Here is a 26,178-nt window from a genome sequence, read left to right as displayed (position 1 = left end):
CCCCCGGCCCCGGCTCTGGCGTGTGCGCTCCGGCGGGGCGCACACCCTCGCTACCCGGCGGAGACGGGCTCCCCTGACGTCCCCGTCGGGCGGCACTGCTTGCCCTTGGCATGCCGCCCCTTGCTCGGGTGTTGCTCCTCGCTGCCGGACTCCTCTGGTGACTCCGGCGGCTGCTCCTTGGGATTGTGGGGCTTCGCGTGCCTGCCCACGTGCTCTCCTTCGACTTTCCGGGCTTCCTTAAAGTGACCGTATGGCTACTGTCCGCATCCAGGCAAGGGGGAACCGCCGACGGCGAGCCCGTCCAGGGTCGCGGTGAGCCCGTCCCACGCCTGCTCGGCGTCCGCCGTACGGGCGTGCGGCGAGCGGAACCACGCCACGAACTCCGCCACGTCGTTCAGCGCCCACCGCAGCCGGTAGAGGGCCAGCGCGTCCCGGTCGGGGGAGTGGCCCGTCGCGTCGGCGTACCGGGCCAGGTCGTCGTCCGACCGGGCCACCAGCCACAGGTCCCGCTCGGGGACCGCCATTCCGGCCGTGTCCCAGTCGACCAGCAGCCGCCGGTCGCCGTCGGCCCGCAGCAGGTTGCCGGGGTGCGGCTCGCCGTGCGTCACGACCGGTTCGCCGGGCCTGCCCGCCAGCCGGTCGAACTCCTCCAGCCTGCGCCGCAACGTCCGCGCGTGGGTGGCGACCAGCTCGCGTGCGGGCCCCGAGTACGGGCCGCCGAGCCACGGCAGGGAGCCGTCGTCGCCCAGCGTCCGCTCCAGCCAGGCCCGCCCGGCCAGGTCCACCGGTCGCGCGGGGGTGGTGGACGGGGGCGGGGTGGCGTGCAGCTCGGCCAGCAGGTCGATGACGAGGCCGCGCTCGGTCTCGGGCAACTCGTCGCCGAAGTGCCCGGCCGTGCCGCCCACGTACGGGAACACGCTCATGGCGTACCGGTGGCGGTCGAGGCGGCGCAGCGTGGCTCCGTCGGCGGCGCGCGTCGGGGCGACGACGAAGCCCAGCCCCGCCTCCTCGCGCAGCACCGCCGCCGTCTCCATGGCCAGCCGGAGCCCGTCGAACGTCTGCCGGCGCACATCGGCGACCGTGACGAACCAGCGCCGCCCGGCCCGGTCGCCCGCCACCCAGTGGAAGTCGCCGAACCCCACGGGCGCGTAGTCGAGCGTGCTCGCCTCGATGCCCCACTGCCTCAGCGCGGGACGCAGCAGCCCTTCGTCGAAGTCTTCCGGTCGATCTCGCATGACGGGCAAGCTACCGGCCGCCGCCGGGACATTTCACCTCGTTAATCAGGCCGGTCGATCGGGTCGAGGGCGGAGGGCCGAGGGCGGAGGCGCGGGGGTGCCGCGCCTCCGATGGGCGGTCAGCGCAGCTCGCGCTTGAGGATCTTGCCCGTGGCCGTCATCGGCAGGCTGTCACGGAACTCGACGATCCGGGGGTACTTGTAGGCCGCCATGTTCTCCTTGGCCCAGGCGATCAGCTCGTCCTCGGTGAGCGTGGCCCCGGGGGTGCGGATGACGTACGCCTTGACCTCCTCGCCGTGCGACTCGTGCGCGACCCCGACGACGGCGGCCAGCGACACGGCCTCGTGCGTCATGAGGACCTCTTCGAGCTCGCGCGGGTAGACGTTGAACCCGCCGCGGATGATCATGTCCTTGACCCGGTCGATGATGGAGTAGAAGCCGTCGCCGTCACGGGTGGCGATGTCCCCCGTACGGAACCAGCCGTCCTTCATCACCTCGGCCGTCGCCTCGGCGCGGCCGTAGTAGCCCTTCATGACGTTGTGGCCGCGGATGGCGATCTCGCCCGGCCCCTCGCCCTCGACCGTCTTCCAGTCGCCGTCGACCAGCTTCATCTCCACACCCCAGATCGGGGTGCCGATCGTGCCGGGCTTGGTGGGCCGGCCGGGCTGGTTGAAGCTGGCCACCGGCGAGGTCTCCGACAGTCCGTAGCCCTCCAGGATGCCGATCCCGAAGGTCCGCTCGAAGTCCTTGAGCACCTCCACCGGCGAGGACGCGCCGCCCGCCACCGCCACGCGCAGCGAGCGCGGCACCTCCACGCCCTCGGTGTGGATCTTCGTGAGCATGCCCCAGTACATCGTGGGCACGCCGGCGAAGAACGTCACCTTCTCCTTCGCCATGACCGCGAGCGCCTCGCCCGGGTCGAAGCGCGGCATCAGCACGACGGTGGCGCCGCGCAGGAAGCCCGTGGTCATGACGGTGGTCTGGCCGAAGGAGTGGAACAGCGGCAGCACCGCCAGGTAGGTGTCGCCGTCCTCCTCCCCCCGGGGGAACATCTTGTCGTTGACCATGGCGTTGAACAGCATGTTCTGGTGGCTCAGCTCGGCGCCCTTGGGCTGGCCGGTGGTGCCCGAGGTGTAGAGGATCACGGCGGTGTCGTCGGGAGCCGTCTGCACGGTCTCGAACTCCGCGGCCATGCCGCCGAGCGCCGCCCAGATCGACTCCCCGTACGCGGACTCGGTCGCCAGCGCGGTCGCGGGCAGCACGAAGAAGTGCTCGCAGCCCTCGGCCGCCTCGAAGCCCGCCCTGCCGCGCTCACCCAGCGGCAGCTCGGGCGTGCCCTCGAAGCAGAACAGCGCCTTGGCGTCGCTGTCGTCGAGGTGGTAGGTGATCTCGCGCGGCTGCAGCAGCACGTTGAGCGGCACCACTGTGGCGCCCGCCTTGAGGATGCCGAAGTAGACGAACGGGAAGTAGGGCAGGTTGGGGCACGCCAGCGCCACCTTGTCGCCCTTGCCGATTCCGCGCGCCACCAGCAGGTTCGCGACCTGGTTGGCTACTGTGTCGATCATGGAGTACGGCAGCCGCATGTCACCGAAGACGATGGCGGTGCCGTCGGGGGTGCTCCTGGCGCTGTCTTCCAGGACGATCGACAGATTGAGCATGACGCCTTCCTCCCTGTGCAACGGCTTCGGCGCCATCTTCGCAGGACGACCATACCGACCGGTAGCCCCGTAATAACACGTTGAACGCCGGCCATCGGAAAGGCGACAAATTCGCGTCCTGTGAGGGGGAACTCAAGCCGCGAGCGCATATGGACGGGCCCGCCCCCGTCGAGTAAGCAGTAGGAAGTCACTGACCCCTTGGAGTGGGCGCCATGGAGTACGACTACGTGATCGTCGGAGCGGGCTCGGCCGGGTGCGTGCTGGCCGGGAGGCTGTCGGAGGACCCCGGCGTCTCGGTGGCGCTGGTCGAGGCGGGCGGCAAGGACGACAAGCTCGAGATCCGCATGCCGGCGGGCTTCGCCAGACTCTTCAAGACGGACTACGACTGGAACTACACCACGGCCAAACAGAGCGAGATGTCCGGCCGCGAGCTGTACTGGCCCAGGGGTCGCGTGCTGGGCGGCTCGTCCTCGCTCAACGCCCAGATGTGGGTGCGCGGCTGCCAGCAGGACTACGACCAATGGGGCGTGCCCGGCTGGGCGTACGACGACGTCCTGCCGTACTTCACCAGGGCCGAGCGCCGCGTGGGCAGCAACCGGGGCGAGGTCTACGGCACCTCCGGCCCTCTCTACGTCTCCGAGCTGCGCAGCCCCAACGTCACCACCACGGCGTTCCTCCAGGCGTGCGCGGAGCTGGGGTTCCCCCGGCTGCCCGAGCTGAACGGCCGCTCCAACGAGGGCTACTCGCCCACCCCGGTCACGCAGCACCGGGGCAGGCGATGGAGCTCGGCCGACGCCTACCTGCGCCCGGCGCTCTCCCGGCCGAACCTGCACGTGGTCACAGGCGCCACGGTGAACAGGGTGACGTTCGACGGCAGGCGCGCGACCGGCATCGAGCACAGCGGCGGCGCCCCGATCAGGGCCCGGCGGGAGGTCGTGCTGTCGGCGGGTGCGATCGGCTCGCCGTACCTGCTCATGCGCTCCGGCGTGGGCGCGGCCGACGAGCTGCGCGACGCCGGGGTGCCGGTCGTGCGCGAGCTGCCCGAGGTCGGCAAGAACCTGCAGGACCACCTGTCGACCGGCGTGTACGTCGAGTGCAGGCAGCCGGTGACGCTGACCAAGGCCGAGTCCATCGGCAACCTGCTGCGCTACATCGTCCTGCGCTCCGGCATGCTCACCACGAACGTGGGCGAGGCCGTCGCGTTCATCAGGACGTCCGACGAGGAGTCCGCGCCCGACATCGAGCTGATCTTCGCGCCCGGTCCGTTCGTCGACCACGGGCTCACGCCGCCGACCGGGCACGGGCTCACCGTCGGGGTCGTGCTGCTGCAGCCGGAGAGCCGCGGCAAGGTCGGGCTGAACGGCCGCGACGTGGTGATCGACCCCGGCTACCTGACCGCCGGCGCCGATGTCAGGCGCCTGGTGGCGGGGCTGAAGGCCGCCAAGCGGGTGTTCGCCGCCGTGGCGATGCGGCCGTACGCGGGCGGGCCGATGGCGCCGTACCGGGGGCCGGAGAGCGATGAGGAGCTGGCCCAGTGGGTGCGTGAGCGCGGCGAGACCCTCTACCACCCGGTCGGCACCTGTCGCATGGGCGCGGACGACGCCTCGGTCGTGGACCCGGAGCTGCGCGTGCGGGGGATCGAGGGGCTCAGGGTCGTGGACGTGTCGGTCATGCCGACGCTCAACCGGGGCCACACCCACGCCCCCGCCATCATGATCGGTGAGAAGGGAGCCGATCTGATCAGGGCGAACCAGGGCTGAGGCAACTTCTCGGTGTATGACGCTGCCCACCTTTCAGGGAGATGGGGGCGTGCTAGGTTTCGCAGTCATGGAGATCAGGACTATCCACGCCAACGGGGTGGAGTTCGCGTATCTGACATTGGGAGAGGGCCCGCTGGCACTGTGCCTGCACGGGTTCCCCGACACTGCGCACACCTGGCGGCACCTGATGCCCGCGCTGGCCGAGCGCGGCTACCGGGCGGTCGCGCCGTTCATGCGCGGCTACGCCCCCACGGAGGTCCCGGCCGACGGCGCGTACGAGGACGCGGCGCTCGTCGCCGACGTGCGGGCGCTGCACGAGGAACTCGGAGGCGGCGACGACGCCGTCGTCATCGGCCACGACTGGGGAGCCCTGCCCGTCTACGTCACCGCCGGCCGCTTCCGCCGTGCCGTGACGATGGCGCTGCCGCCGCCCGGCTCGCTCGCGCGCGGCTTCTTCGACTACGAGCAGCTCAAGCGCTCCTTCTACATCTTCCTCTTCCAGACGCCGCTGGCCGAGACGGCCGCCGCGACGCCCGGCTTCATCGACAGCCTCTGGCGCGACTGGTCTCCCGGGTACGACGCGGGCGAGGACCTCGAGTTCGTCCGGCGCAGCATCGGCAACCCCGCCAACCTGGCCGCCGCCATCGGCTACTACCGGGCCCTGCTCGGCGCCACCCCGCCCTCCGGCCGCTACCCGGCCGTCGAGCGCGCGGTCACGGGCCCCGTCCTGTACCTGCACGGCGCCCAGGACGGAGCCCTGGGCGCCGGGCTGGCCAAGGACGCGTGGGGCCAATTGCCCGAGGGCTCGCGGGCCGAGCTGGTGGCGGGCGCCGGGCACTTCCTGCACCTGGAGCGACCCGCCGAGGTCAACCGGCTCATCCTGGACTGGCTCGGCCCCGCCACCTGACACCCCCGCCCGCCCGAAGCTCCCGGCCTTCGGGGGTTCTGGTCAGCGAGGGCGGAGGACGGCGATGAGGGGGTGCTGTCCCGACAGGCTGACCTCGACGGTCTCCTCCACGGCGAACCCGTCCGGGATCTCGCCGTGGACCAGCGCCACGGCCAGCCCGCCGGGGGCCAGCACCCGCCGTACCTCCCGCCACAGCGGGCCCAGGCCCCGGGCGAGCAGGCCCGCGGGCGGCACCTGGCGTCCCCACGGGGGGTTCACCAGCACCCGGTCCACGCTGCCCGCGTCCACCGGGAGCCGGCCGCCGTCGGCCATCGTCCACGCGAACGGCGACCGCCCGAAATCCGGGTGCGCGGCGTTCGCGGTGGCGGCGGCGAGGGCGGCGGGGTCGAGGTCGAAGCCCAGGAAACGGGTCCGCGCGGAGCCCGCCACGGCGCGGGCCTCGACCAGCGTGGTGCCCGCCCCGCAACACGGATCGAGCACCGTGCGCGCAGAGCCGAGGCGGTCACCGTCGAGTCGGTCACCCCCGAGTTGGGCGCTGTCGAGCTGGGCGAGGTGTGCCATGGCCGCCGCCACCGGCGGGTGCAGCGTGCCCCGGATCGAGGCCGCCTTGTACGCCCGCCGGTGCAGCGGCCGGTCCGCCACCCGTACCGCGATGACCGCCTGGTCGCCCTCGATCGTGACCCGCCACGCCATCGCGCCGAGCGGCGGCCGCCCGCCGTCGCTCCTGGAGTGGTACGGCACCCGCGACGGCCGCGCCAACTCGGCCCCCACCGCGTCCTCGATCTCGAACCGGGTGTAGTTGCGCCGCCCCACGAACGACGCCGACACCTCCAGCCCGCCACCGCCACCACCGGCGACCCACCCAGGGTCCAGCTCGCGCGCCGCCCCGGCCAGCCTGCGCAGGGCGGAGCGGTCGTGGCCGATCCCGTCCACCACGGCGGCGGCCAGCAGCACGTCGTCGGCCGTACGCAGGCCGAGCAGGTCGGCCCCTGGCGGGGCCTCGAACCACACCTCGCGATGGCGCACCCCGCGCACCACACCGAGCCTGGAACGTCGAATCTCCGCGGCCACCAAGGGCTCGATGCCATGCACGGCCCTGGCCACGGCAAACGTATGCACGTGTCCTTCTCCCACGTCGCGACCCGGGACGGCGCTCGCTCAGCCGCCCCGCATCGCCGGCGGTGGGTCGTCCGCGACCCGCCGGCGGATCGCTAACGCAGGTAGAAGAAGGTCATGCGGGACACCCTAAAGTGTTCCCGGCAGCGGGAGCCACAGGTTTTCCCGGCCATCGACGTACGGTGTACGTCCCACCCATTGACGTAAGTGGCCGCTTTTCGAATGATTGCCTCATGAGCGCCGTGGACTTCGATCTGTCGAACCGCGAATTCTGGGCCAGGCCCATGAGCGAGAGGGAGGAGGCGTTCGCGCGGCTGCGCGGGCGGGAGACCCCGGCCTTCTTCGAGGAGATGGAGCTGCCCTACGCCCCCAAGGGCCCCGGCTACTATGCGCTGGTCAAGCACGCCGACATCCTCGAGGCCAGCAGGAACCCGGAGGTCTTCTGCTCGGGCGACGGCGGCGCGACGAACATCCCCGACATGCCCGCGGAGTTCGCCGAGTACTTCGGGTCGATGATCAACATGGACGACCCGCGCCACGCCAGGCTGCGCCGGATCGTCTCCCGCGCCTTCACGCCCAAGATGATCAAGCAGTTCGAGGCGGACGTCGAGGCGGCCGCCGTCGGCATCGTGGACGACCTGCTGGCCAAGGGCCCCGGCTGCGACTTCGTCACCGAGGTCGCCGCCCGACTGCCCCTGAAGATCATCTGCGACATGATGGGCATCCCCGAGCGCGACTACCAGTACGTCTTCGACCGCTCCAACCTCATCCTCGGCGGCTTCGACCCCGAATACACCGGCGGCGACGTCGAGAACCTCGCCGAGCGCCTGCTCAACGCCGGGATGGAGCTGCAACAGCTCGTCCAGGACCTGGCCGCGCACCGTACCGGCCACCCCACGGGCGACCTGACCTCGTCCCTCGTCAACGCCAACCTCGACGGTGAGCGGCTGACCCTTCAGGAGCTGGGCTCGTTCTTCATCCTGCTGGTCGTGGCCGGCAACGAGACCACGCGCAACGCCATCTCCTACGGCCTGCGCCTGCTCACCCAGAACCCCGGCCAGCGCGCCCTGTGGCTGGAGGACGTCGACGGCCGCGCGCCCGGGGCCGTGGAGGAGATCGTCCGGCTGGCCTCCCCGGTGAACTTCATGCGCCGCAAGCTCACCAGGGACTTCGAGATGAACGGCCACCTCTACCGCAAGGGCCACAAGGCCCTGCTGTTCTACTGGGCCGCGAACCGGGACGAGGCCGTGTTCACCGACCCGCTGCGCTTCGACATCACCCGCCACCCCAACCCGCACGTCGGCTTCGGCGGGCCGGGGCCGCACTTCTGCCTCGGCGCCCATCTGGCCCGGCGCGAGATCACGGTGATGTTCCGCGAGCTGCTGCGCCGCGTGCCGAACATCGAGGGCGGCAAGCCCGACCGCCTGCACTCCAGCTTCATCAACGGCATCAAGCACATGGAGTGCACCTTCTAGGGCCCGCTCGCGACTACGGCGCGGTCAGCTTGATCTGGTTCATCACCGTGCGGATGTCGGGCAGGAGCTGCTTGCTGTCGGAGGGGATCGACATGTAGACGATGGCCGGGACGTTCGCGCCGGTGTTGACGGCCATGGTCACGATGGTGGCCTTCTCGGTCTCCGAGGTCAGCGCGTACGCGATCAGCCGTCCCGTCTGGTCGCCCACCTTGATCGGCTGCTGGGCGATCTTGCGGACCTTGTTGTCCGGCGGGAAGAAGGACTTGCGGGCGCTCAGCACGACCTGCTTGATGACCGGCTCCAGGTTGTCCTGCTCGTAGTACGAGGCCAGCCGCTGCGACAGCGGTCCGGCCAGGAACTCGGCGTACTTCTCCGGGGCCACCTGGACGTACTGGCGGCTGTCGAAGCCGTAGGTGCCCTTGACCGTGGCGCGCTGGTCGAGCTGCCAGGTGCCGCCCAGGCGCGGGACCGAGATCCCGGCCGCGGCGACCGGCACCCGGCCGAGGACGCCCGCCGCCTTGCCGGGATACTTCGGCAGCGGGCCGATCGAGGTGGCGGTCTTGGTGGCGCTCGGCGCTGGCGGCGACGCCGTCTGCTCGCTGCTCACGCTGGCGCTGGACGGCTCCTCACCGGCCAGCGGGCCCCACAGGAACGCCCACAGCAGCGCGGCGACCAGCGCGATCGCCACGGAGCCGCCGAGCGCGTAGATCCAGACGGGCTTGCCCGACCTCTCTTCGTCGAGGACGTCCTGATCGCTCATGGCCTGGTAGTTGTCGCCGAAAACGGTGTTCCACAGCTCCTGCTGGCGCTCGGGGGGCGGGGTGCGGGAGCCGCTGATTTGACCGGCCGTCACGAACCGGTGCTCGGGGTCGGAGGGATCGCGGCTCAGGTTGGAGCCGGGGCGGGCGGACTGGTCTTCGGCGGAGGATGCGCCGGTGTGAGCAGAATCCATGGGGGTGGAGGGCACCGCGCGATCGTTCAGGAGGGTCTCGGTGTGCTGGGCGTAGGTGGCCGTGCGTTCGTCGGCCGGGAGGTGCTGACCGGGTGGGGCGTGCTGGCTGGGCGGGGTGTTCTGGTTGGGCAGGTTGTTCTGGCTGGAGTGGATGTTCTGGTTGGGCGGGAAGTCGCCCGCAGGGCCGGCCGGGGGCCAGGGGGCGGGGCTGGCCAGGTTGGACCAGGCGTCGGGGGCGGCGGCGGGTGGCTGGGCCCACGCGGGAACGGGGTCGGCCGGCTGGACGGGCGGCGGGCCGCCCATGGGCGACCCCTCCGGCCGGCCGGCTGGGCCCACGCCGCTCTGGGGCGGCGGTCCCGTCTGCGGCCATGAGGTCGGCATGTCCTGTGCGGAGCTGTCCTGCCAGGCCGCGGGCACGCCCCGGGCAGGCGTGTCGGCCCACGGGGCGGGCACGTCGCGGGGAGCGGTCTCGGGCCAGGAAGGGGACGTGGCCCGGGAGTTCGCCTCGGGCCAGGACGTCGGGATCGCCTGGTGCGAAGGTGCCTCGGGACCGCCGATGTCGCGCAGGGAGCCGCCGGTGTCGTGGAAGGAGCCCGCGCTGTCGCGGAGTGAGGCGCCGGGGTCGCGGCGGGGCGGCTCCGGCCAGGCCGGGGACTGCGACGACGCGTCCGGCCACGAGGCCGCGCCGAGAGCCGGGTCCTGGAGCGGCGGGCCCGGACGGGAGGCGCCCGGGGGCTCGGGCCAGGAGGGGTCCTTGCGCGGCGGCTCCGGCCAGGACGGCTCCGGGTGGGACGGCCTCGGAGCCTCGGGCCACGACGTCGGCACCTCGGCGGCGGGCGGCTCCTCCGGCCAGGCGGGCGGTACATCGCGACGTGGTGCGTCCGGCCAGGACGACGGCACGTGAGGTCCGGAGTTCTCCGTCGCCATTGCTGCCGACCCTCCCGAGGTTGTATCCGGATGTCCCGTTATATCCGGATTTGACGTGTCACGCATGATCTCATGGGATTTTCCAGGAGATGCAGGTGGTTCCGCAGCGAAACGAGCGAAGCCACGAGGATCGGTCGGCGGATCCTGCAGGGGCAGGCCATCCTCCGGTCGATCTGGCTCGTCTGGGTATACCACGGCGGCAAGGCTATTCTTCCGGGACGAATGAGGTCACAACGGATACATCACCATCAGGTCTCGCCGGACCCGAAGAGACCATTGTGCCCGCGGACGCCGTTGGAGTATCTGCATTCAGCCGAAGAGGTGCGCTAGGCTTGACACATGCGTTCCGCGACCCTGCTTCTTAGCGGGCCGCGACGGCCCTGAAGACGATCTCGCCGTCGCGGCTCCACCCCTCGTTGTGTGCACGGGGGGTTTTCTTATGGGTCCGCCTCAAGCCAGAAGGACACTAGCCGTGAGTGAGTACGATCCGCAGGCGCTGCAGGCCAAGTGGCAGCAGCGATGGGAGGAGCAGGACACCTACCGGGCGAGCGACGACCCCGCCGACCCGCGTGAGCGGCGCTACATGCTCGACATGTTCCCCTATCCGTCCGGCGACCTGCACATGGGCCATGGCGAGGTGTTCGCCATCGGCGACGTCGTCGCGCGTTACTGGATGCAGAAGGGCTACAACGTCCTGCACCCGATCGGCTGGGACTCCTTCGGCCTGCCCGCGGAGAACGCCGCCATCAAGCGCAACGCCCACCCCGCGGAGTGGACGTACGCCAACATCGAGACGCAGGCCACCTCGTTCCGGCGCTACGGCATCTCCTTCGACTGGTCGCGGCGCCTGCACACCAGCGACCCCGACTACTACCACTGGAACCAGTGGCTGTTCATCCGCTTCTTCGAGCGCGGCCTGGCCTACCGCAAGGGCGGCCTGGTCAACTGGTGCCCCAACGACCAGACCGTGCTGGCCAACGAGCAGGTCGTGGCCGGCAAGTGCGAGCGCTGCGGCGCCGACGTCATCCGCCGCGAGCTGACGCAGTGGTACTTCAAGATCACTGAGTACGCGCAGCGCCTGCTGGACGACATGGAGCAACTGGTGGGCTGGCCCGAGCGGCTGCTGACCATGCAGCGCAACTGGATCGGCCGCTCCGAGGGCGCCGACGTGCTGTTCGAGGTCGAGGGCCGCGAGGAGCCGGTCCACGTCTACACCACGCGGCCCGACACGCTGTTCGGCGCCACGTTCTTCGTGGTCGCCGCCGACGCCGCGCTGGCCGACGAGATCGTCACCGACGCGCAGCGCCCCGCCTTCGAGGCCTACCGCGCCGAGGTCGCCCGGCTGAGCGACATCGAGCGGCTGGCCACCGACAAGGAGAAGACCGGCGTCTTCCTGGGCCGCCACGCGATCAACCCGGTCAACGGCGAGCGCATCCCGGTCTGGGCGGCCGACTACGTGCTGTCCGACTACGGCCACGGCGCCATCATGGCCGTGCCCGCCCACGACCAGCGCGACCTGGACTTCGCGCGGAGGTTCGACCTGCCGGTGAAGGTCGTCGTGCACACCGGCCTGGCCGATCCCGGCGAGACCGGCGAGGCCACGCCCGGTGAGGGCATGCTGGTCAACTCCGGCCCGCTCGACGGGCTGAGCAAGGCCGAGGGCATCGCCAGGATCATCGAGATCCTGCAGGCCGAGGGCAGGGGCACCGGCGCGGTCAACTTCCGGCTGCGCGACTGGCTGCTGTCGCGTCAGCGCTACTGGGGCACGCCGATCCCGATCATCCACTGCCCCGACTGCGGCGAGGTGCCCGTCCCCGACGAGCAGTTGCCGGTCACGCTGCCCGACCTGCGCGGCGAGGCGCTGGCGCCCAAGGGCGTCGCCCCGCTGGCCAGTGCCGCCGAGTGGGTCAACGTCGAGTGCCCCAAGTGCTCCGGCCCGGCCAGGCGCGACACCGACACGATGGACACGTTCGTCGACTCGTCGTGGTACTTCCTGCGTTACTGCTCGCCCGGCTACGCCGACGGCCCGTTCGACCCCGAGCAGGTACGCAAGTGGGGCCCGATCGACCAGTACGTCGGCGGCATCGAGCACGCCGTGCTGCACCTGCTGTACTCGCGCTTCTTCACCAAGGTCCTGCACGACATGGGCATGGTCGGCTTCACCGAGCCGTTCCTGCGGATGCTCAACCAGGGGCAGGTCATCAACGGCGGCAAGGCCATGTCGAAGTCCCTGGGCAACGGCGTCGACCTGGGGCGGCAGATCGACGACTTCGGCGTCGACGCCGTACGGCTGACCATGATCTTCGCCGGGCCGCCGGAGGACGACATCGACTGGGCCGACGTCTCCCCGGCCGCCTCACAGAAGTTCCTGGCCCGCGCGCTGCGCGTGATGTCCGAGGTCACCAGCGAGCCGGGCGCCGCGTTCGAGGGCGGCGACGCCGAGCTGCGCAAGGTGACCCACCACACGATCGACGAGGTCACCAAGCTGGTCGAGGGCCAGCGCTTCAACGTGGCGGTGGCCCGCATGATGGAGCTGACCTCGGCCACGCGCAAGGCCATCGACTCCGGTCCGGGAGCCGCCGACCCGGCGGTGCGCGAGGCCGCCGAGACGCTGGCCGTGACGCTGTCGCTGGTGGCCCCGTACACCGCCGAGGAGGGCTGGGAGCGGCTGGGCCGTACTGGGTCCGTGGCGTTCGCGGGGTGGCCGACGGCCGATCCGGCGCTGCTGGTGCAGGATTCTGTGACCTGCGTGGTGCAGGTGGCGGGCAAGGTGCGTGACCGGCTGGAGGTCTCGCCCGACATCACCGAGGAAGACCTGCGGGCGCTGGCGCTGGGCTCGGAGAAGGTCGCGCCCTACCTGCGGGGCGCGCCCCGCAAGGTGATCGTCCGCGCGCCCAAGCTGGTCAACATCGTTCCGTAGCGCCCGCCGGTCCCGCGGCCCGGTGCCGGGATGCGGGACCGGCCGGTTCAGAGGGTGCGCAGGGCCGGCAGCAGCTCCTTCTCCGCCCAGTCGAAGAACGACTGCTGCTGGTCGTGCCCGATCTGCACCAGCGCCACGTGCGTGTACCCGGCGTCGGCGAACCTCTTGGCGGCCCTCAGGACGGCGTCCACGTCGTCGCCGCACGGCACGTTCGCGGCCACGTCCTCGGGGTCGGTGTCGTACGCGATGGGGAGTTGGCCGTAGACGGGCCTGCCCTCGCCGCCCGCGGCGTGGAACTGCCGCACCACCTCCGGCCTGGGCTCGTTGACGACCAGCACGTCGGCATACTCGGCGGCCAGTTCGGCCGACTGCCCGCCGGAGGCGGCGATGCCGATGGGGACGGGCCGCTCGGGCAGGTCGTACAGCTTGGCGGAGTCCACGTCGTAGAACTGGCCCTGGTGGGTGACGTACGCGCCGCTGAAGAGCTTCCTGATGATCAGTACGGCCTCGGCGAACATCCGGTGCCTGGTGTCAACCGGCGGCCGGCCCGCACCGACGACGTGCTCGTCGGTGTTCTCGCCCGCGCCGAGGCCCAGGGTGAACCGGCCCTGGCTCAGCACGCCCATCGTGGCCGCCTTCTGCGCCACCACGGCCGGGTGATAGATGGGGTAGGTCACGTACGTCATGAGGGGCAGCCGCTCGGTGGCCTGGGCCGCCGCGCCGAGCACCGACCAGTAGTAGGGCGAATGACCCATCTCCTCGACCCACGGCAAGTAGTGGTCGGAGATGACCGCGTAGTCGAAGCCGATCCGCTCGGCCGCGGCGGCGTGGTCGGCCAGTTCGCGAGGCGGACTCTGTTCGGACATCGGAGTCTGTTCGGACATCGGAGTCTGTTCGGACGTCAAGGTGTAGCCAATGTGTAGCATGCGTGCCCGGCTACCCGGCCTGGGGAACGTTAGCGGCCCGGGATCGGAGATCAATGATGGTCGCGGGCGCGCAGTTCCTCGATCACCAGGCTCAGCCCGATGCTCAGCATCCAGACGTCCTTGGCGAGCGTGAGACCCTCGCGGGTCGGCCGCAGGCTGCCCGGCTCGCGCATCCCCGGCGTCCTGAGGTAGAGGCCGACCAGCCCGGCGGCGAACCCGGTCAGCGCGGCCCCCGCGGCCAGTGACGGCACGAACGGCGTGATCAGCGCCGCCCCGAGCGCGACCTCGGTCCTCGACAGGAGCCGGACGAAGAAGGCCGGGTCCAGGCGGCGAAGGAACGGGTAGGTGCCCGCGGCCATGCCGTGCAGGGACGCGACCGTCCGCTCGTCGGCGTGGATCTTGCCGAGTCCGGAGTTCAGGATGAAGGCCCCGGTGGCCAGGCGGAGCGGGAGCTGGTGCGGACGGGCGACGATCTTCATGGTTCCTCGCAGGGCACGGAAGACGGTGCGCGAAAGTGGCGTTCGACCTCTTCCCCCTACAAAGCCCGACATCCCGGACTTGGGGGTTCGCGGACCCGGGCCCGTCCGCCGGCGGAGGAAATCTTGGGCTGGGCTTGGTGCCGCAGATTAATGTGCATATGTGATAAATGGCGCATATCTGAGACACCCGCACCTGCACGGGGACCTGGTCACCTTCGTCGCCGACGACGACGTCTGGCTGGCTCCGCTGACCGGAGGGAGAGCCTGGCGGTTCACCGCCGACCGGGTACCGGTGTCGCACCCGAGATTCTCGCCCGACGGCGGCCGCATCGCGTGGACCGGCACCAAGGAGGGCGCCCCCGAGGTGTTCGCGGCCGAGATCGACGGCGCGGAGGGGGAGCGGCTGACGTACTGGGGCGACGGCACGACCACCGTCCACGGGTGGAGCGCGGCCGGCGACGTGCTCGCCACCAGCGCGTTCGGGCAGGGCTCCAGGTCCAGACGCTGGGCGTACGCGGTGCCGCTCGACGGCGGTCCGGCCACCCGGCTGCCGTACGGCTGGGTCTCCGACGTCGCGCTGGGCGAGGGGCCGGGCGGGGGGCCGGGCGAGGGGAAGGTCGCCACCGTGTCGTCGATGTGGCGCGAGCCGTCCCACTGGAAGCGCTACCGGGGCGGCACCGCGGGCAAGATCTGGGTGGACGCCACCGGCGACGGCGAGTTCACCAGGCTGTTCGCCGACAGCGCGGCGCAGTACTGGTCGGTGAGCTGGGTCGGCGACCGGATCGTGTTCCTGACCGACGCCGAGGGCACGGGCAACCTCCACTCCGCCCTGCCCGACGGCTCCGACCTGCGCAGGCACAGCTCCCACGAGGAGTTCTACGCCCGCCACGCCAGCAGCGACGGTCAGCGGGTGGTCTACGCCCACGCCGGTGACCTGTGGCTGCTGGAGAGCCTGGACGCCGAGCCGTACCGGCTGGAGATCAAGCTGGGCGGGCCGCGCCCCGGGCGGGCCAGGCGGCCGGCGCCGCTGCGGGTGGGCTCGTTCGCGACGGACGCCAGTGGGCGGGCCAGCGTGGTCGAGATCCGCGGCAGCGCGCACTGGGTGACCCACCGCGACGGGCCCGCCGGCGCGCTGCGGGTCCAGCCGGGGGTACGCGTACGGCTGCCGCAGGTGCTCGACGCCACCGGCAGGGCCGTGTGGGTGTCCGACGCGGGCGGGGAGGACGCGCTGGAGATCGGCACCCCCGGAGGCCAGGTCAGGACGCTGGCCGCCGGGCAGCTCGGCCGCGTGCTGGAGTTGGCCGCCGCGCCCGACGGCAAGCACGTGGCCGTGGCCACGCACGACGGGCGGCTGCTGGTCGCCGACCTGGACGGCGAGCACCTCCGCGAGTTGGACCGCACCGACGAGGGCGACGTCAGCGGGCTGGCCTTCTCGCCCGATTCCGGCTGGTTGGCCTGGGAGTTCCCGCACTCCTCCCGGCTGACGCAGATCAAGATGGGACGCGTGGACGGCACCTCGGTGATCGAGGTGACGCCGCCGCGCTTCGCCGACTACGACCCGGTGTTCACCAAGGACGGCAAACACCTGGCGTTCCTGTCGATACGCACCTTCGACCCGGTCTACGACGCGCACGTCTTCGACCTGTCCTTCCCGTACGGGTGCAAGCCGTACATCCTGCCGCTGCAGGCCACCACGCCCTCGCCGTTCGACCCCTCCCTGCAGGGACGCGGGTTCAACGGCGAGGACGACAAGCCCGCCAAGGGCGAGAAGAAGGACGACGAGCCGCCGCGCACCGAGGTCGACCCCGAGGGCATCTTCGCCCGCGTGGTTCCCGTGCCGGTGCAGGCCGGACGGTACGGCAACCTGCGTACCGGCAAGGACGCGCTGCTGTGGCTGCGCCACCCGGTCACGGGCCGGCTCGGCGACGGCAGCGAGCAGAACCACGAGACCGTGCTTGAACGCTACGACCTCAAGAAGCGCGCCAAGGCCGAGCTGGGCAAGGAGGTGCGCTCGTTCGAGGTCAGCGGCGACGGCTCCAGGATCGTCACCAACGGCAAGAACGGCCTGCAGACCCGCGCCGCGAGCGAGGGCGACGAGGTCGTCACCGTGGACCTCGACCGGATCGCCGTCCAGATCGACCCGGTGGCCGAGTGGCGGCAGGGCTTCCGCGAGGCCGGGCGGCTCATGCGCGACCACTTCTGGCGGGCGGACATGAGCGGCGTGGACTGGCAGGGCGTGCTCGACCGGTACGAGCCGCTCGTCGAGCGCATCGGCACCCACTCCGAGCTGATCGACCTGCTCTGGGAGACGCAGGGTGAGCTGGGCACCTCGCACGCCTACGCGTACGGCGCGGGTGGCGGTGGCGGCGACCCCCGCCGCCGCCAGGGCCTGCTCGGCGCCGACCTGGCCAGGGACGCGGACGGTGAGTGGCGGGTCGAACGGATCCTGCCCGGCGAGTCGTCCGACCACGCCGCCCGCTCGCCGCTGCTCGCGCCCGGCGTCGCGATCCGCCCCGGCGACGCGATCCTCGCGGTGGGCGGCCGCCCGGTCGACCCGGTACGCGGGCCGCTCGCGCTGCTGTCCGGCACCGCGGGGCAGCCCGTCGAGCTGACCGTGCGGCCCGCCTCCGGCGGCGACGTACGCCGGGTCGTGGTCTCTCCGATCTCCGACGAGTCCTCGTTGCGCTACCACGACTGGGTGGAGGACCGGCGCGCCCACGTCCGGCGGGTGTCGGAGGGCAGGCTGGGCTACCTGCACGTGCCGGACATGACGGCCGAGGGGTGGGCGCAGTTCCACCGGGACCTGCGTACCGAGATGGCCCGCGACGGGCTGATCGTGGACGTCCGGGAGAACGGCGGCGGTCACCTGTCGGAGCTGGTCCTGGAGAAGCTCTCACGAAAGGTCACCGGCTGGGCGCTGGCCCGCGGCTACCGGCCGACGCGTTACCCGGAGGACTCCCCCCGCGGGCCCGTGGTGACGGTCGCGGACGAGTTCGCCGGATCCGACGGCGACATCGTCAGCGTGGGCATCAAGAACCGGGGGATCGGGCCCCTGGTGGGCGTACGCACGTGGGGTGGGGTGATCGGGATCGACAGCCGCTACGCGCTCGTGGACGGGACCGTGGTCACCCAGCCCCGCTACTCGTTCTGGCTCGACGGGCCCGGGTGGGGGGTCGAGAACCACGGCGTCGATCCCGACGTCGAGGTGGTGATCACGCCCCAGGACCGGGTGGCGGGGCGCGATCCGCAGCTCGACAAGGCGATCGAGCTGGCGCTCGCCGCCCTCGACGAGCGGCCGGCGGTGGTCGCGCCTGAGCTGCCGCCGCTGACCTCCTGAGCCGACCTCCTGAGCCGACCTTCTAAGCGGTGCGGGCCAGGCGGTCGAGGACCTCGGTGAGGATGGCCTCGGTGGTGGCGAAGTTGAGCCGTACGTGGTGCTCGCCACCGGGGCCGTAGTCCGCGCCGTCGTTCAGCCGGACCCTGGCCTCGCGCTCGAACACCTCCGCCATGCCCGGCCGGCCCACCTCCAGCCATGCCAGGTACGTCGCCTCCGGCATCCGGTAGCCGAACGCGCCGGGCAGGCGGGCGGCGATCGTGCGCCGGTGGCGGTCGAGCAGGGCCACGGTCTCGGCCAGCCAGGCGTCCCCGTGCCGCCAGGCCGCGACCGTGGCCTCGACGCCGAACACGCTCGGTGACCCGTACACGAAGGGTGGCTGCCGCTCCAGCGCCTCGCGGGCGCCCCGGTGGCCGAAGTGGGCGACCGAGCAGCGGATGCCGCCCAGGTTGAACGCCTTCGTCGCGGACGTGAGCGTGACCGTGCGCTCGGGGAGGATCGTGGCGAACGGGATGTGCCGGTGCGGTTCGTACACCAGGTCGGCGTGGATCTCGTCGGCGATGACGAGCAGGTCGTGGCGTTCGGCGTGCTCGGCCAGCTCCGTCAGCTCCGCGCGGGTGAAGACGCGGCCGGTCGGGTTGTGCGGGTTGACCAGCAGGAGCACCCGGCAGCCCGACAGGTCGGGCACCTCGAAGCGCCACGTGTCGCCGTCCGGTTCGAGCCGGACGGGGTGGAGGGGGCGCTCCATCACGCTCAGCGTGGTCAGGAACGGGTGGTAGGCGGGGGTGTGCACCGCCACGCCGTCGCCGGGCGCGGTCCAGATCTGGAGGAGCACCTGGAGGGCCTGGTTGAGGTCGTTGAAGGGGCGTACGAGGGAGGGGTCGGGGTGCCAGACGTACCGGCTCGCCATGCGCTCGGTGAACGCCTCGGCCAGGGGTCCTGCGGTCGGCTCCATCAGCCAGGTCGGGTAGCCGAGGTCGCCGTCGGCCCGCCGGCGCAGGGCCTCGGCCACGGCGGGGGCGGTGGGCAGGTCCATGTCGGCGATCCAGGCCGGAATCACCCCGGGATCGACTGCTGCCCACTTGAGTCCATCATGCGTGGATTTAAGGTCTAAAGAGGGATATGCGTCGTTCACCCGGCCATTCTAGGATTGTCGAATGTGATGAGGCAGCGGCGCGGAGTGTGGCAGGCTGGGCGGCCATGACGCCTCACCCGAAGATCGACGCGATCGTCGAGACGTACCTCTCCTTGGCCGACGCGGAGGCTCCCGGGCTGGTGGAGGGGCTCTATCTGGAGGGTTCGGCGGCTCTGGGCGACTACCGGCCCGACACGAGCGACGTCGACTTCGTGGCCGTGACGGCCGCCGCGCCGCCCGTCGGCGTACTCGAACGCATCCACACCAGGCTCGGGGTCCATCCCTTCGACGGCGTCTACCTCACCTGGGACGACCTCGGCCGTGACCCCGCGTCCCTGGGCGAGCGGCCCCGGGCGCACGCGGGGCGGCTCAACCGGCGGGGCGAGGTGAACCCGGTCACCTGGCACACGCTGGCCAGGCACGGCCTGACCTGCCGGGGGCCGAAGCCGGAGGAGCTGAAGATCTGGAACGATCCCTCCGTACTGGCCGCCTGGGCCGACGGCAACCTCGACCGCTACTGGCGCCGCCTGGTCACCCGCGCCTGGCGCCCGGCCTCCCTGTGGGGGCTGACCTGCCTCGGCGGGTACGGCGCGGTGTGGGTGGTGACCGGAGTCGCGCGGCTGCACTACACGCTGGCCACCGGCGAGATCACCTCGAAGACGGGGGCCGGGCTGCACGCCCTGGAGGTCTTCCCTGAGCGCTGGCATCGGGTGGTGAACGAGGCACTGAGGCTGCGCGCGGACGACACGGCCGAGGCGACGCTGTCGGGTGCGGTGTCGGGGCTGGGCGACCACTTCGGAACGCCCCGGCGGTCGCTCTACGGGTCGCCGTTCGAGCGTAGGCGCGACGTCCTGGCCTTCGCGGACCAGGCAATCGGGGCGGCGCATGCGTTGTACGGGGGGAGCGGGGCCCGGATCGAGGGGGTCTGACGGTGGGGGCGAGCACGGGAGTTCTTACCGGCGTTCATGGGGCGCTGGGGCTGTGAAGAGCGGCAGGACCCGCGTCCGTGGGGTTGTGAAGCACCGCCGGGCCCGCGTCCGTGGGGCTTTGATGGACCGTCGGGCCCCGTTCATGGGGCTGTGCAAGGACCGTCAGGATCTCGCTTTGGAGCGTTCCATAGCCATGGCGGAGGCGTGCTGTTGCGGCGACGGGCGTAGCGCGTGACCGGCAGGCACCGCTCGGCACCCTCGGGGCCGAGGAGGATGTTGTGCCCCGTGGGTGGATGTTTTGGCGCGCGCCAGTGCGTGGCACGACCGGTTGGGCGCGCGCCCGAGCTCTCGCCTGCTAGAGCCGGCGCAGCACCGCCACGACCTTGCCCAGGACGCTGGCCTCGTCACCCGGGATGGGCTCGTAGTTGGGGTTGTGCGGGACCAGCCAGACATGACCGTCTTTGCGCTTGAAGGTCTTGACCGTGGCCTCGCCCTCGATCATGGCTGCCACGATGTCGCCGCTCTCCGCCACCGGCTGCTGGCGCACGACCACCCAGTCGCCGTCGGCGATGGCGGCCTCGATCATCGAGTCACCGCTGACCTGCAGGAGGAACAGCGTGCCCTCGCCGACGAGCTGCTTCGGCAGCGCGAAGACGTCTTCCACGCTCTCCTCGGCGAGGATCGGGCCACCGGCGGCGATGCGGCCCACCAGCGGAACGTAGGCAGCCGTCGGGCGGTTGACCGTGGGCTCCTCGTCGGTCGCGTCGGGGTCGACCCACAGCACGGGCTCGCCAGGAAGGCGCACCTCGAGCGCGCGCGGCCGGTGCGGGTCGCGGCGCAGGTAGCCCTTGCGCTGGAGCGCGGTGAGCTGGTGCGACACGCTGGACGTGCTGGTGAGCTGCACCGCCTCGCCGATCTCGCGCATCGACGGCGGATATCCGCGCTGTTGCACCGAGTCGCGGATCACTTCGAGGATCTTGCGCTGCCTGGGTGTCAAGCCCAGGGAGTCTCGTCGGCGCACCGCGAGGTCGCTGACCCCGTTCGCGTCGTCCCGCTCGGTCATGCTCTTCCTCCTCGCCTGGCGGCCCGCCTCACCGGCGAACCTCCCGGTCTGTGGTCCTGATGTCGCACACAGCGACCGTATCGCTGTTGAAGATCATCTTCAAACAATTGTTCGAGTCTTCCTCGAAATTGTTGCCAGCGTGGTGTACAACATCGTACGGGAGTTCGATCGACACCGTGTTCGATTTGCTGATCTTAATTCGGCCTTTTCCTCAGGCCACACGGCGGGAGGTCAACCATGCGAACGCCCACACGTACGGATGCGACCAGCGAAGACGTCAAGCGGCTCACACTGATCGCCGAAGCCACGCAGAGCAAGGACCGACGGGAAGACATTACGCGTGCGGGGGGTGCCGTTCGCGCGAATTCCGGTAGGAGATCGGCGCCGCGCACGGGTGGTGGGGAAAGGCCCCATTTGCGACTCGTACCGCCGCCGCGCACGAGCAACGACCCGCCCGACGAAGCCGTGCCCCAGGGGAGGGGCGCACGAGCGGGCTCGCGGGGGAAGAGACCGCAGCGGTCGGCGGAGCGCGAGCGGAGAAACGGACGCGACCCGGAGAACGGTCAGGGCGCGAGGCGGACGAGCGACCGAGAGCCAGGGGGCGGGCGAGGGCTCGGGCGGGTGATCGGCTCGTCGTGTGGCGGTGCCGCCGGGGGCGGCGAGGACACCGTGGCCAGTCGGAGGGCCGGCACCGGGCGGCCGGTTGAGCGGCGAGGCCGTGCGGCCAGGCAGAGTGCCGGTTTGGCCGGGTCGGGCGACGGCGTGGCCGGGCGACGGGCTGATATGGCTGGACGGCGGGCCGACGCGCCCGACCGGAAGGATGGCCCGGCTGGACGGCGGGGTCGTACGGCTGGAGAGAGCGACGGCGTGGCCGGGCGGCGGGCCGGCGTGGCCGGACCGGGCGTGGCCGGGCGGGGCGGTGGCTTGGCCGGGCGGCGGGGTGCTGCGCCTGTGCGGCTGACCCGGCGTGGGCGGGTCGTGCTCGTGGTGGGCGTGGCGCTGTTGTCGCTGGGCGGGTTCTGGCTCGGCACGCGGGCGGCCGGGCACGCGGCGGTCCAGGTCGTGGTGGCCGGGCACACCGGGTTGCAGTGGGTCGAGGTCCACAAGGGGGACACGCTGTGGAAGATCGCCGACGCGCTGGCCGAGGGCGATGACACCGGGGCTGTGGTGGAGGAGATCAAGCGGCTGAACGGGCTGCCCGACTCCCTCATCCGGCCGGGCGCCCGCCTGTACGTTCCGAAGGACACGGCCGCCTTACGGTGACGGGCGAGGCCGCCTGCCGGTGTCCGGCGCGCGGACACGGACGAGGGAATCGCGAACGGCTGCTCGGAGACTGTGAGCGGCTTTCGGGATGGTCGGGGGCGGAGTCAGGGTTGAAATGAGGTAAGGGCCCAGGTCGGCGTGGGGGTCAGGATCGGGTTGGAGGTAGGTCCTGAGGCGGCGGCGACGATTGTCGGGAGGCTCACGGCGCGTCCGTTGAGCGGGGGACGGCGTCTGGGAAAGGATCGGGCGGGCCTCGGCGCGGCGGTCAGGACCAGGCGGCGTGGAGGCCGTGTGCGGGTTGTGGGCCGGAGGTCAGGAGGTCAGGTCTTGTGGGTGCAGAGGGCAGGTGTTGGGGCGGTGACGGGCCGGTGTTGGGGCGAATGTCTGGGGGGTCGGAGGGGTGTGGTTGGTGGGGGAGAGGTGGTTGGTGTGGGGTTCGGTAGGGTTGTGAGGTTTGTTTGCGAGTGAGCCTGTACGCAACAGATGTGACGCCTCACCTGCGGGAAGATCACCCGAGCCGGAGCGACACGCCCGAGGCTGGTGGGGAGGGTGGGCTGATCAGCGACTTCGGTCGGATGGGTGCGCTCAACTTGCGTTCATGGTCGCGCGCTTCTACCGTTGGACCACAACATCTAGTAGTTACACCGATGTAGTTCACCACACCTTGTGTTTCCGTGACCGCTCCATGGACAGCCGTGGAGTGTGCGCGAGCGTCCCGTCACGGTGGTTCCGGCGTGTGTGGTGGCCGCAGGTCTTGGAGGCGAAAGCGTGCACTGTCCGTTCTGTCGCCACCCTGACACCAGGGTCATCGACAGCCGCTCCACGGACGACGGCGCGGCGATCCGGCGTCGTCGCACCTGTCCCGACTGCGGGCGCAGGTTCACCACGCAGGAGACCGTTCTGCTCATGGTGAGCAAGCGGAGCGGAGTGACGGAGCCGTTCTCGCGGGACAAGGTCGTCGCGGGCGTGCGGCGGGCGTGTCAGGGCAGGCCGGTCAGCGAGGATTCGCTGGCGCAGCTCGGGCAGCGGGTGGAGGAGGCCATCAGGGCGAAGGGCGCGGCCGAGATCCCCTCCAACGAGGTGGGGCTGGCCATCCTCGGCCCGTTGCGAGACCTCGACGAGGTGGCCTACCTGCGGTTCGCATCGGTATATCGCGGTTTCGAGAGCCTGGCGGACTTCGAGGCCGAGATCTCACAGTTGAAGGCGAAGAAGGGGGAGTCATGACGGAGACGGCCAGCGGTTCAGTGGCGCGCGGGGGCAAGCGTCCGCGCAAGGGCCTGAAGATGAAGCGGATCTTCACCACGCCTGGCGTGCACCCGTATGACGAGATCCAGTGGGAGCGCCGCGACGTCGTCATGACGAACTGGCGTGACGGGTCGGTCAACTTTGAGCAGCGGGGCGTCGAGTTCCCCGAGTTCTGGTCGGTCAACGCGGCCAACATCGTGACGACGAAATACTTCCGCGGCGCCGTGGGCACGCCGCAGCGGGAGTGGAGCCTGAAGCAGCTCATCGACCGGGTCGTCGGCGTCTACACCACGACCGGCATCGAGCACGGCTACTTCGCGACCGACGAGGACGCCGAGATCTTCGACCACGAGTTGAAGCACGCGCTGGCGCACCAGGTGTTCGCGTTCAACTCGCCGGTCTGGTTCAACGTGGGCACCCGGTCGCCCCAGCAGGTCAGCGCCTGCTTCATCCTCTCCGTGGACGACACGATGGAGTCGATCCTGGAGTGGTACAAGGAAGAGGGCGTGATCTTCAAGGGCGGCTCCGGGTCCGGTGTGAACCTGTCGAGGATCCGTTCGTCCAAGGAGTTGTTGTCGAGCGGCGGCACCGCGAGCGGGCCCGTGTCCTTCATGCGGGGCGCCGACGCGAGCGCGGGCACCATCAAGTCGGGCGGGGCGACCCGGCGGGCGGCCAAGATGGTCGTGCTCGACGTCGACCACCCCGACATCGAGGAGTTCATCGAGACCAAGGCGCGCGAGGAGGACAAGGTCCGCGCGCTGCGTGACGCCGGCTTCGACATGGACCTGGGCGGAAAGGACATCGTCAGCGTCCAGTACCAGAACGCCAACAACTCCGTACGCGTCTCCGAGGAGTTCATGCGCGCGGTGGAGAAGGGCGACGACTTCGCGCTGCGGGCCCGCCTGACCGGCGAGGTCATCGAGAAGGTCGACGCGAAAGACCTCTTCCGCAAGATGGCCAAGGCGGCGTGGGAGTGCGCCGACCCCGGCGTCCAGTACGACGACACGATCAACGACTGGCACACTACGCCGGAGACGGGCCGCATCACGGCCAGCAACCCCTGCAGCGAGTACGTCCACCTCGACAACTCCTCCTGCAACCTGGCCAGCATCAACCTGCTGAAGTTCCTGAAGGACGACAACACCTTCAACGTGGCCGACTTCGTCAAGCTGACCGAGCTGATCATCACCGCGATGGACATCTCGATCACCTTCGCCGACTTCCCGACGGAGAAGATCGGCGAGACCACGCGGGCCTACCGGCAGCTCGGCATCGGCTACGCCAACCTGGGCGCGCTGCTCATGGCGACGGGCCACGCGTACGACTCCGACGGCGGCCGGGCCGTGGCCGGGGCGATCACGTCGCTGATGACCGGCGTGTCCTACCGGCGCAGCGCCGAGCTGGCCGGGGTCGTGGGCCCGTACGACGGGTATGCCAGGAACGCCGAGCCGCACAAGCGCGTCATGCGCAAGCACGCGGCGGCCAACGACGACCTGCGCACGATCGGCTCCATGGACGCGAAGATCCACGCCGAGGCGTCCCGCCAGTGGTCGGAGTGCCTGAAGCTGGGCGAGAGGCACGGCTACCGCAACGCGCAGGCCAGCCTCCTGGCCCCCACCGGCACGATCGGCCTCATGATGGACTGCGACACGACCGGCATCGAGCCGGACCTGGCGCTGGTCAAGTTCAAGAAGCTGGTCGGCGGCGGGTCCATGCAGATCGTCAACCAGACGATCCCGCGGGCGCTCAAGCAGCTCGGCTACCAGCAGGAGCAGATCGAGGCGACCGTCGAGTACATCGCCGAGCACGGCCACGTCGTCGACGCCCCCGGTCTGCGCCAGGAGCATTACGAGGTGTTCGACTGCGCGATGGGCGAGCGGGCGATCGCGCCGATGGGGCACGTCCGGATGATGGCGGCCACGCAGTCGTTCCTGTCCGGCGCCATCTCCAAGACCGTCAACCTGCCCGAGTCGGCCACGATCGACGACATCGAGCAGGTCTACCTCGAAGGCTGGCGGCTCGGCCTCAAGGCCCTGGCGGTCTACCGCGACAACTGCAAGGTGGGCCAGCCGCTGTCGGTGGGCGACGGCTCCAAGAAGCAGGAGCCCAAGGAGTCCGCGGAGCCCGAGGTCAAGGTCATCGAGGTCAACCGGCCGACCCGGCGGCGCATGCCCAACCAGCGGCCGAGCATGACCACCCGCTTCACGGTGGGCGGCGCCAAGGGCTACATGACCGCTTCGTCCTACCCCGACGACGGGCTGGGCGAGGTCTTCCTCAAGATGTCCAAGCAGGGCTCGACGCTGGCGGGCGTCATGGACGCCTTCTCGGTGGCGATCTCCATCGGGCTCCAGTACGGCGTGCCGCTGGAGACGTACATGAGCAAGTTCGTCAACATGCGGTTCGAGCCGGCCGGGATGACCGACGACCCGGACATCCGGATGGCCACCTCGGTGATGGACTACATCTTCCGCCGCCTGGCCCTCGACCACCTGCCCTATGACGAGCGGGCGGCGCTGGGCATCTTCTCGGCGGCCGAGCGGGCGGCGCAGCAGCGCGGCGAGGACCCGGCGGCCCTGCAGGAGACGGTGGACCGCGAGGCGCTGGCGCAGTCGGCCCCCATCGAGCCCGCCGCCCGGCCGACGGCGGAGGTGCTGCCGGCCGCCAGGGAGGTGACGCTGGAGAGCCACCAGCGTTTCACGGCCGACGCGCCGCTCTGCATGACGTGCGGCACGAAGATGCGTCCCGCCGGTAGCTGCTACGTCTGCGAGGGCTGCGGCTCGACCAGCGGGTGCAGCTGATCTTGGGCTCCAGCTAGATGTGAAATGCCTGGTCGGCAACGGGGCGTCGGTGACAT

Annotated in this window: 19 protein-coding genes; 10 read left to right on the top strand and 9 right to left on the bottom strand. The window is 70.8% G+C overall.

Annotated features, from left to right (window positions below; translation table 11 throughout):
* Positions 1-50 precede the first annotated feature (50 nt).
* From ABD844_RS33295 to ABD844_RS33285, 3 genes are all read right to left on the bottom strand, one after another.
* A complete protein-coding gene (locus ABD844_RS33295; protein ID WP_344886814.1) occupies positions 51-209 on the bottom strand; it encodes a hypothetical protein in 159 nt (52 codons plus the stop codon).
* Between the two features lie 45 nt (positions 210-254).
* The gene (locus tag ABD844_RS33290; RefSeq protein ID WP_344886812.1) at positions 255-1,235 is read right to left on the bottom strand and encodes a phosphotransferase; all 981 of its coding nucleotides are present in this window, start codon (positions 1,233-1,235) and stop codon (positions 255-257) included.
* 119 nt (positions 1,236-1,354) lie between these two features.
* Positions 1,355-2,893: a long-chain-fatty-acid--CoA ligase gene (locus ABD844_RS33285; protein WP_344886810.1), complete on the bottom strand. Its 1,539-nt coding sequence runs from the start codon at positions 2,891-2,893 to the stop codon at positions 1,355-1,357.
* Between the two features lie 212 nt (positions 2,894-3,105).
* Here ABD844_RS33285 and ABD844_RS33280 point away from each other — a divergent pair, with 212 nt between their 5' ends.
* A complete protein-coding gene (locus ABD844_RS33280) occupies positions 3,106-4,653 on the top strand; it encodes a GMC family oxidoreductase (RefSeq protein ID WP_344886808.1) in 1,548 nt (515 codons plus the stop codon).
* Positions 4,654-4,720: 67 nt separating this feature from the next.
* Positions 4,721-5,560: an alpha/beta fold hydrolase gene (locus ABD844_RS33275; protein WP_344886806.1), complete on the top strand. Its 840-nt coding sequence runs from the start codon at positions 4,721-4,723 to the stop codon at positions 5,558-5,560.
* 42 nt (positions 5,561-5,602) lie between these two features.
* Here ABD844_RS33275 and ABD844_RS33270 read toward each other — a convergent pair whose 3' ends face one another.
* A complete protein-coding gene (locus ABD844_RS33270; RefSeq protein WP_344886804.1) occupies positions 5,603-6,679 on the bottom strand; it encodes a methyltransferase domain-containing protein in 1,077 nt (358 codons plus the stop codon).
* Between the two features lie 230 nt (positions 6,680-6,909).
* Here ABD844_RS33270 and ABD844_RS33265 point away from each other — a divergent pair, with 230 nt between their 5' ends.
* The gene (locus ABD844_RS33265) at positions 6,910-8,151 is read left to right on the top strand and encodes a cytochrome P450 (protein WP_344886802.1); all 1,242 of its coding nucleotides are present in this window, start codon (positions 6,910-6,912) and stop codon (positions 8,149-8,151) included.
* Positions 8,152-8,164: 13 nt separating this feature from the next.
* On the opposite strand, the gene ABD844_RS33260 is transcribed toward ABD844_RS33265, so the two are convergent.
* Positions 8,165-10,030 carry a hypothetical protein gene (locus ABD844_RS33260; RefSeq protein WP_344886800.1) on the bottom strand — a complete coding sequence of 622 codons (1,866 nt, stop codon included), beginning with the start codon at positions 10,028-10,030 and terminating at the stop codon, positions 8,165-8,167.
* Positions 10,031-10,469: 439 nt separating this feature from the next.
* Between ABD844_RS33260 and leuS the strand changes: the two genes are divergently transcribed.
* Positions 10,470-12,950 carry a leucine--tRNA ligase gene (gene leuS / locus ABD844_RS33255; protein WP_344886798.1) on the top strand — a complete coding sequence of 827 codons (2,481 nt, stop codon included), beginning with the start codon at positions 10,470-10,472 and terminating at the stop codon, positions 12,948-12,950.
* A gap of 47 nt (positions 12,951-12,997) precedes the next feature.
* Here leuS and ABD844_RS33250 read toward each other — a convergent pair whose 3' ends face one another.
* Both ABD844_RS33250 and ABD844_RS33245 read right to left on the bottom strand, forming a co-directional pair.
* Positions 12,998-13,876 (bottom strand): TIGR03557 family F420-dependent LLM class oxidoreductase, encoded by an 879-nt coding sequence (locus ABD844_RS33250; protein WP_344886796.1) that lies wholly within the window; start codon positions 13,874-13,876, stop codon positions 12,998-13,000.
* Between the two features lie 50 nt (positions 13,877-13,926).
* Positions 13,927-14,355: a hypothetical protein gene (locus tag ABD844_RS33245; RefSeq protein WP_344886795.1), complete on the bottom strand. Its 429-nt coding sequence runs from the start codon at positions 14,353-14,355 to the stop codon at positions 13,927-13,929.
* Positions 14,356-14,515: 160 nt separating this feature from the next.
* On the opposite strand from ABD844_RS33245, the gene ABD844_RS33240 reads away from it, so the two are divergent.
* The gene (locus tag ABD844_RS33240) at positions 14,516-17,692 is read left to right on the top strand and encodes a S41 family peptidase (RefSeq protein WP_344886793.1); all 3,177 of its coding nucleotides are present in this window, start codon (positions 14,516-14,518) and stop codon (positions 17,690-17,692) included.
* 22 nt (positions 17,693-17,714) lie between these two features.
* Here ABD844_RS33240 and ABD844_RS33235 read toward each other — a convergent pair whose 3' ends face one another.
* Positions 17,715-18,749, bottom strand: a complete 1,035-nt coding sequence (locus ABD844_RS33235; protein WP_344886791.1) for a MalY/PatB family protein — start codon at positions 18,747-18,749, stop codon at positions 17,715-17,717.
* 140 nt (positions 18,750-18,889) lie between these two features.
* Between ABD844_RS33235 and ABD844_RS33230 the strand changes: the two genes are divergently transcribed.
* Positions 18,890-19,753, top strand: coding sequence for a nucleotidyltransferase domain-containing protein (locus tag ABD844_RS33230; protein ID WP_344886789.1), 864 nt, complete (start codon positions 18,890-18,892; stop codon positions 19,751-19,753).
* 355 nt (positions 19,754-20,108) lie between these two features.
* Here the strand turns inward: ABD844_RS33230 and lexA are convergent, their stop codons facing one another.
* Positions 20,109-20,816 carry a transcriptional repressor LexA gene (lexA, locus tag ABD844_RS33225; RefSeq protein WP_344886787.1) on the bottom strand — a complete coding sequence of 236 codons (708 nt, stop codon included), beginning with the start codon at positions 20,814-20,816 and terminating at the stop codon, positions 20,109-20,111.
* Between the two features lie 820 nt (positions 20,817-21,636).
* Here lexA and ABD844_RS33220 point away from each other — a divergent pair.
* The 4 genes from ABD844_RS33220 (at position 21,637) to ABD844_RS33205 (ending at position 26,122) form a co-directional block, all read left to right on the top strand.
* Positions 21,637-21,777, top strand: coding sequence for a hypothetical protein (locus ABD844_RS33220; RefSeq protein WP_344886785.1), 141 nt, complete (start codon positions 21,637-21,639; stop codon positions 21,775-21,777).
* Positions 21,768-22,079 (top strand): LysM peptidoglycan-binding domain-containing protein, encoded by a 312-nt coding sequence (locus tag ABD844_RS33215; RefSeq protein WP_344886783.1) that lies wholly within the window; start codon positions 21,768-21,770, stop codon positions 22,077-22,079. The genes ABD844_RS33220 and ABD844_RS33215 overlap by 10 nt, the downstream gene beginning before the upstream one ends.
* 768 nt (positions 22,080-22,847) lie before the next feature.
* The gene (gene nrdR / locus ABD844_RS33210) at positions 22,848-23,303 is read left to right on the top strand and encodes a transcriptional regulator NrdR (protein WP_344886781.1); all 456 of its coding nucleotides are present in this window, start codon (positions 22,848-22,850) and stop codon (positions 23,301-23,303) included.
* Positions 23,300-26,122 (top strand): vitamin B12-dependent ribonucleotide reductase, encoded by a 2,823-nt coding sequence (locus tag ABD844_RS33205; RefSeq protein WP_344886779.1) that lies wholly within the window; start codon positions 23,300-23,302, stop codon positions 26,120-26,122. Before nrdR ends, ABD844_RS33205 begins: the two co-directional genes overlap by 4 nt.
* The last annotated feature ends 56 nt before the right edge of the window (positions 26,123-26,178 follow it).

The organism is Nonomuraea antimicrobica, assembly GCF_039536965.1.
Taxonomy (GTDB): Bacteria; Actinomycetota; Actinomycetes; order Streptosporangiales; family Streptosporangiaceae; genus Nonomuraea; species Nonomuraea antimicrobica.
This window is presented reverse-complemented; position numbering and strand designations above follow the sequence as displayed.

Coding starts and splice junctions, on each gene's coding strand:
- leuS (WP_344886798.1), top strand. CDS start 10,470: ATGGGTCCGCCTCAAGCCAGAAGGACACTAGCCGTGAGTGAGTACGAT.
- ABD844_RS33265 (WP_344886802.1), top strand. CDS start 6,910: ATGAGCGCCGTGGACTTCGATCTGTCGAACCGCGAATTCTGGGCCAGG.
- ABD844_RS33230 (WP_344886789.1), top strand. CDS start 18,890: ATGACGCCTCACCCGAAGATCGACGCGATCGTCGAGACGTACCTCTCC.
- ABD844_RS33205 (WP_344886779.1), top strand. CDS start 23,300: ATGACGGAGACGGCCAGCGGTTCAGTGGCGCGCGGGGGCAAGCGTCCG.
- ABD844_RS33245 (WP_344886795.1), bottom strand. CDS start 14,355: ATGAAGATCGTCGCCCGTCCGCACCAGCTCCCGCTCCGCCTGGCCACC.
- ABD844_RS33285 (WP_344886810.1), bottom strand. CDS start 2,893: ATGCTCAATCTGTCGATCGTCCTGGAAGACAGCGCCAGGAGCACCCCC.
- ABD844_RS33275 (WP_344886806.1), top strand. CDS start 4,721: ATGGAGATCAGGACTATCCACGCCAACGGGGTGGAGTTCGCGTATCTG.
- ABD844_RS33220 (WP_344886785.1), top strand. CDS start 21,637: ATGGCCCGGCTGGACGGCGGGGTCGTACGGCTGGAGAGAGCGACGGCG.
- lexA (WP_344886787.1), bottom strand. CDS start 20,816: ATGACCGAGCGGGACGACGCGAACGGGGTCAGCGACCTCGCGGTGCGC.
- ABD844_RS33260 (WP_344886800.1), bottom strand. CDS start 10,030: ATGGCGACGGAGAACTCCGGACCTCACGTGCCGTCGTCCTGGCCGGAC.
- ABD844_RS33280 (WP_344886808.1), top strand. CDS start 3,106: ATGGAGTACGACTACGTGATCGTCGGAGCGGGCTCGGCCGGGTGCGTG.
- ABD844_RS33250 (WP_344886796.1), bottom strand. CDS start 13,876: ATGCTACACATTGGCTACACCTTGACGTCCGAACAGACTCCGATGTCC.
- ABD844_RS33290 (WP_344886812.1), bottom strand. CDS start 1,235: ATGCGAGATCGACCGGAAGACTTCGACGAAGGGCTGCTGCGTCCCGCG.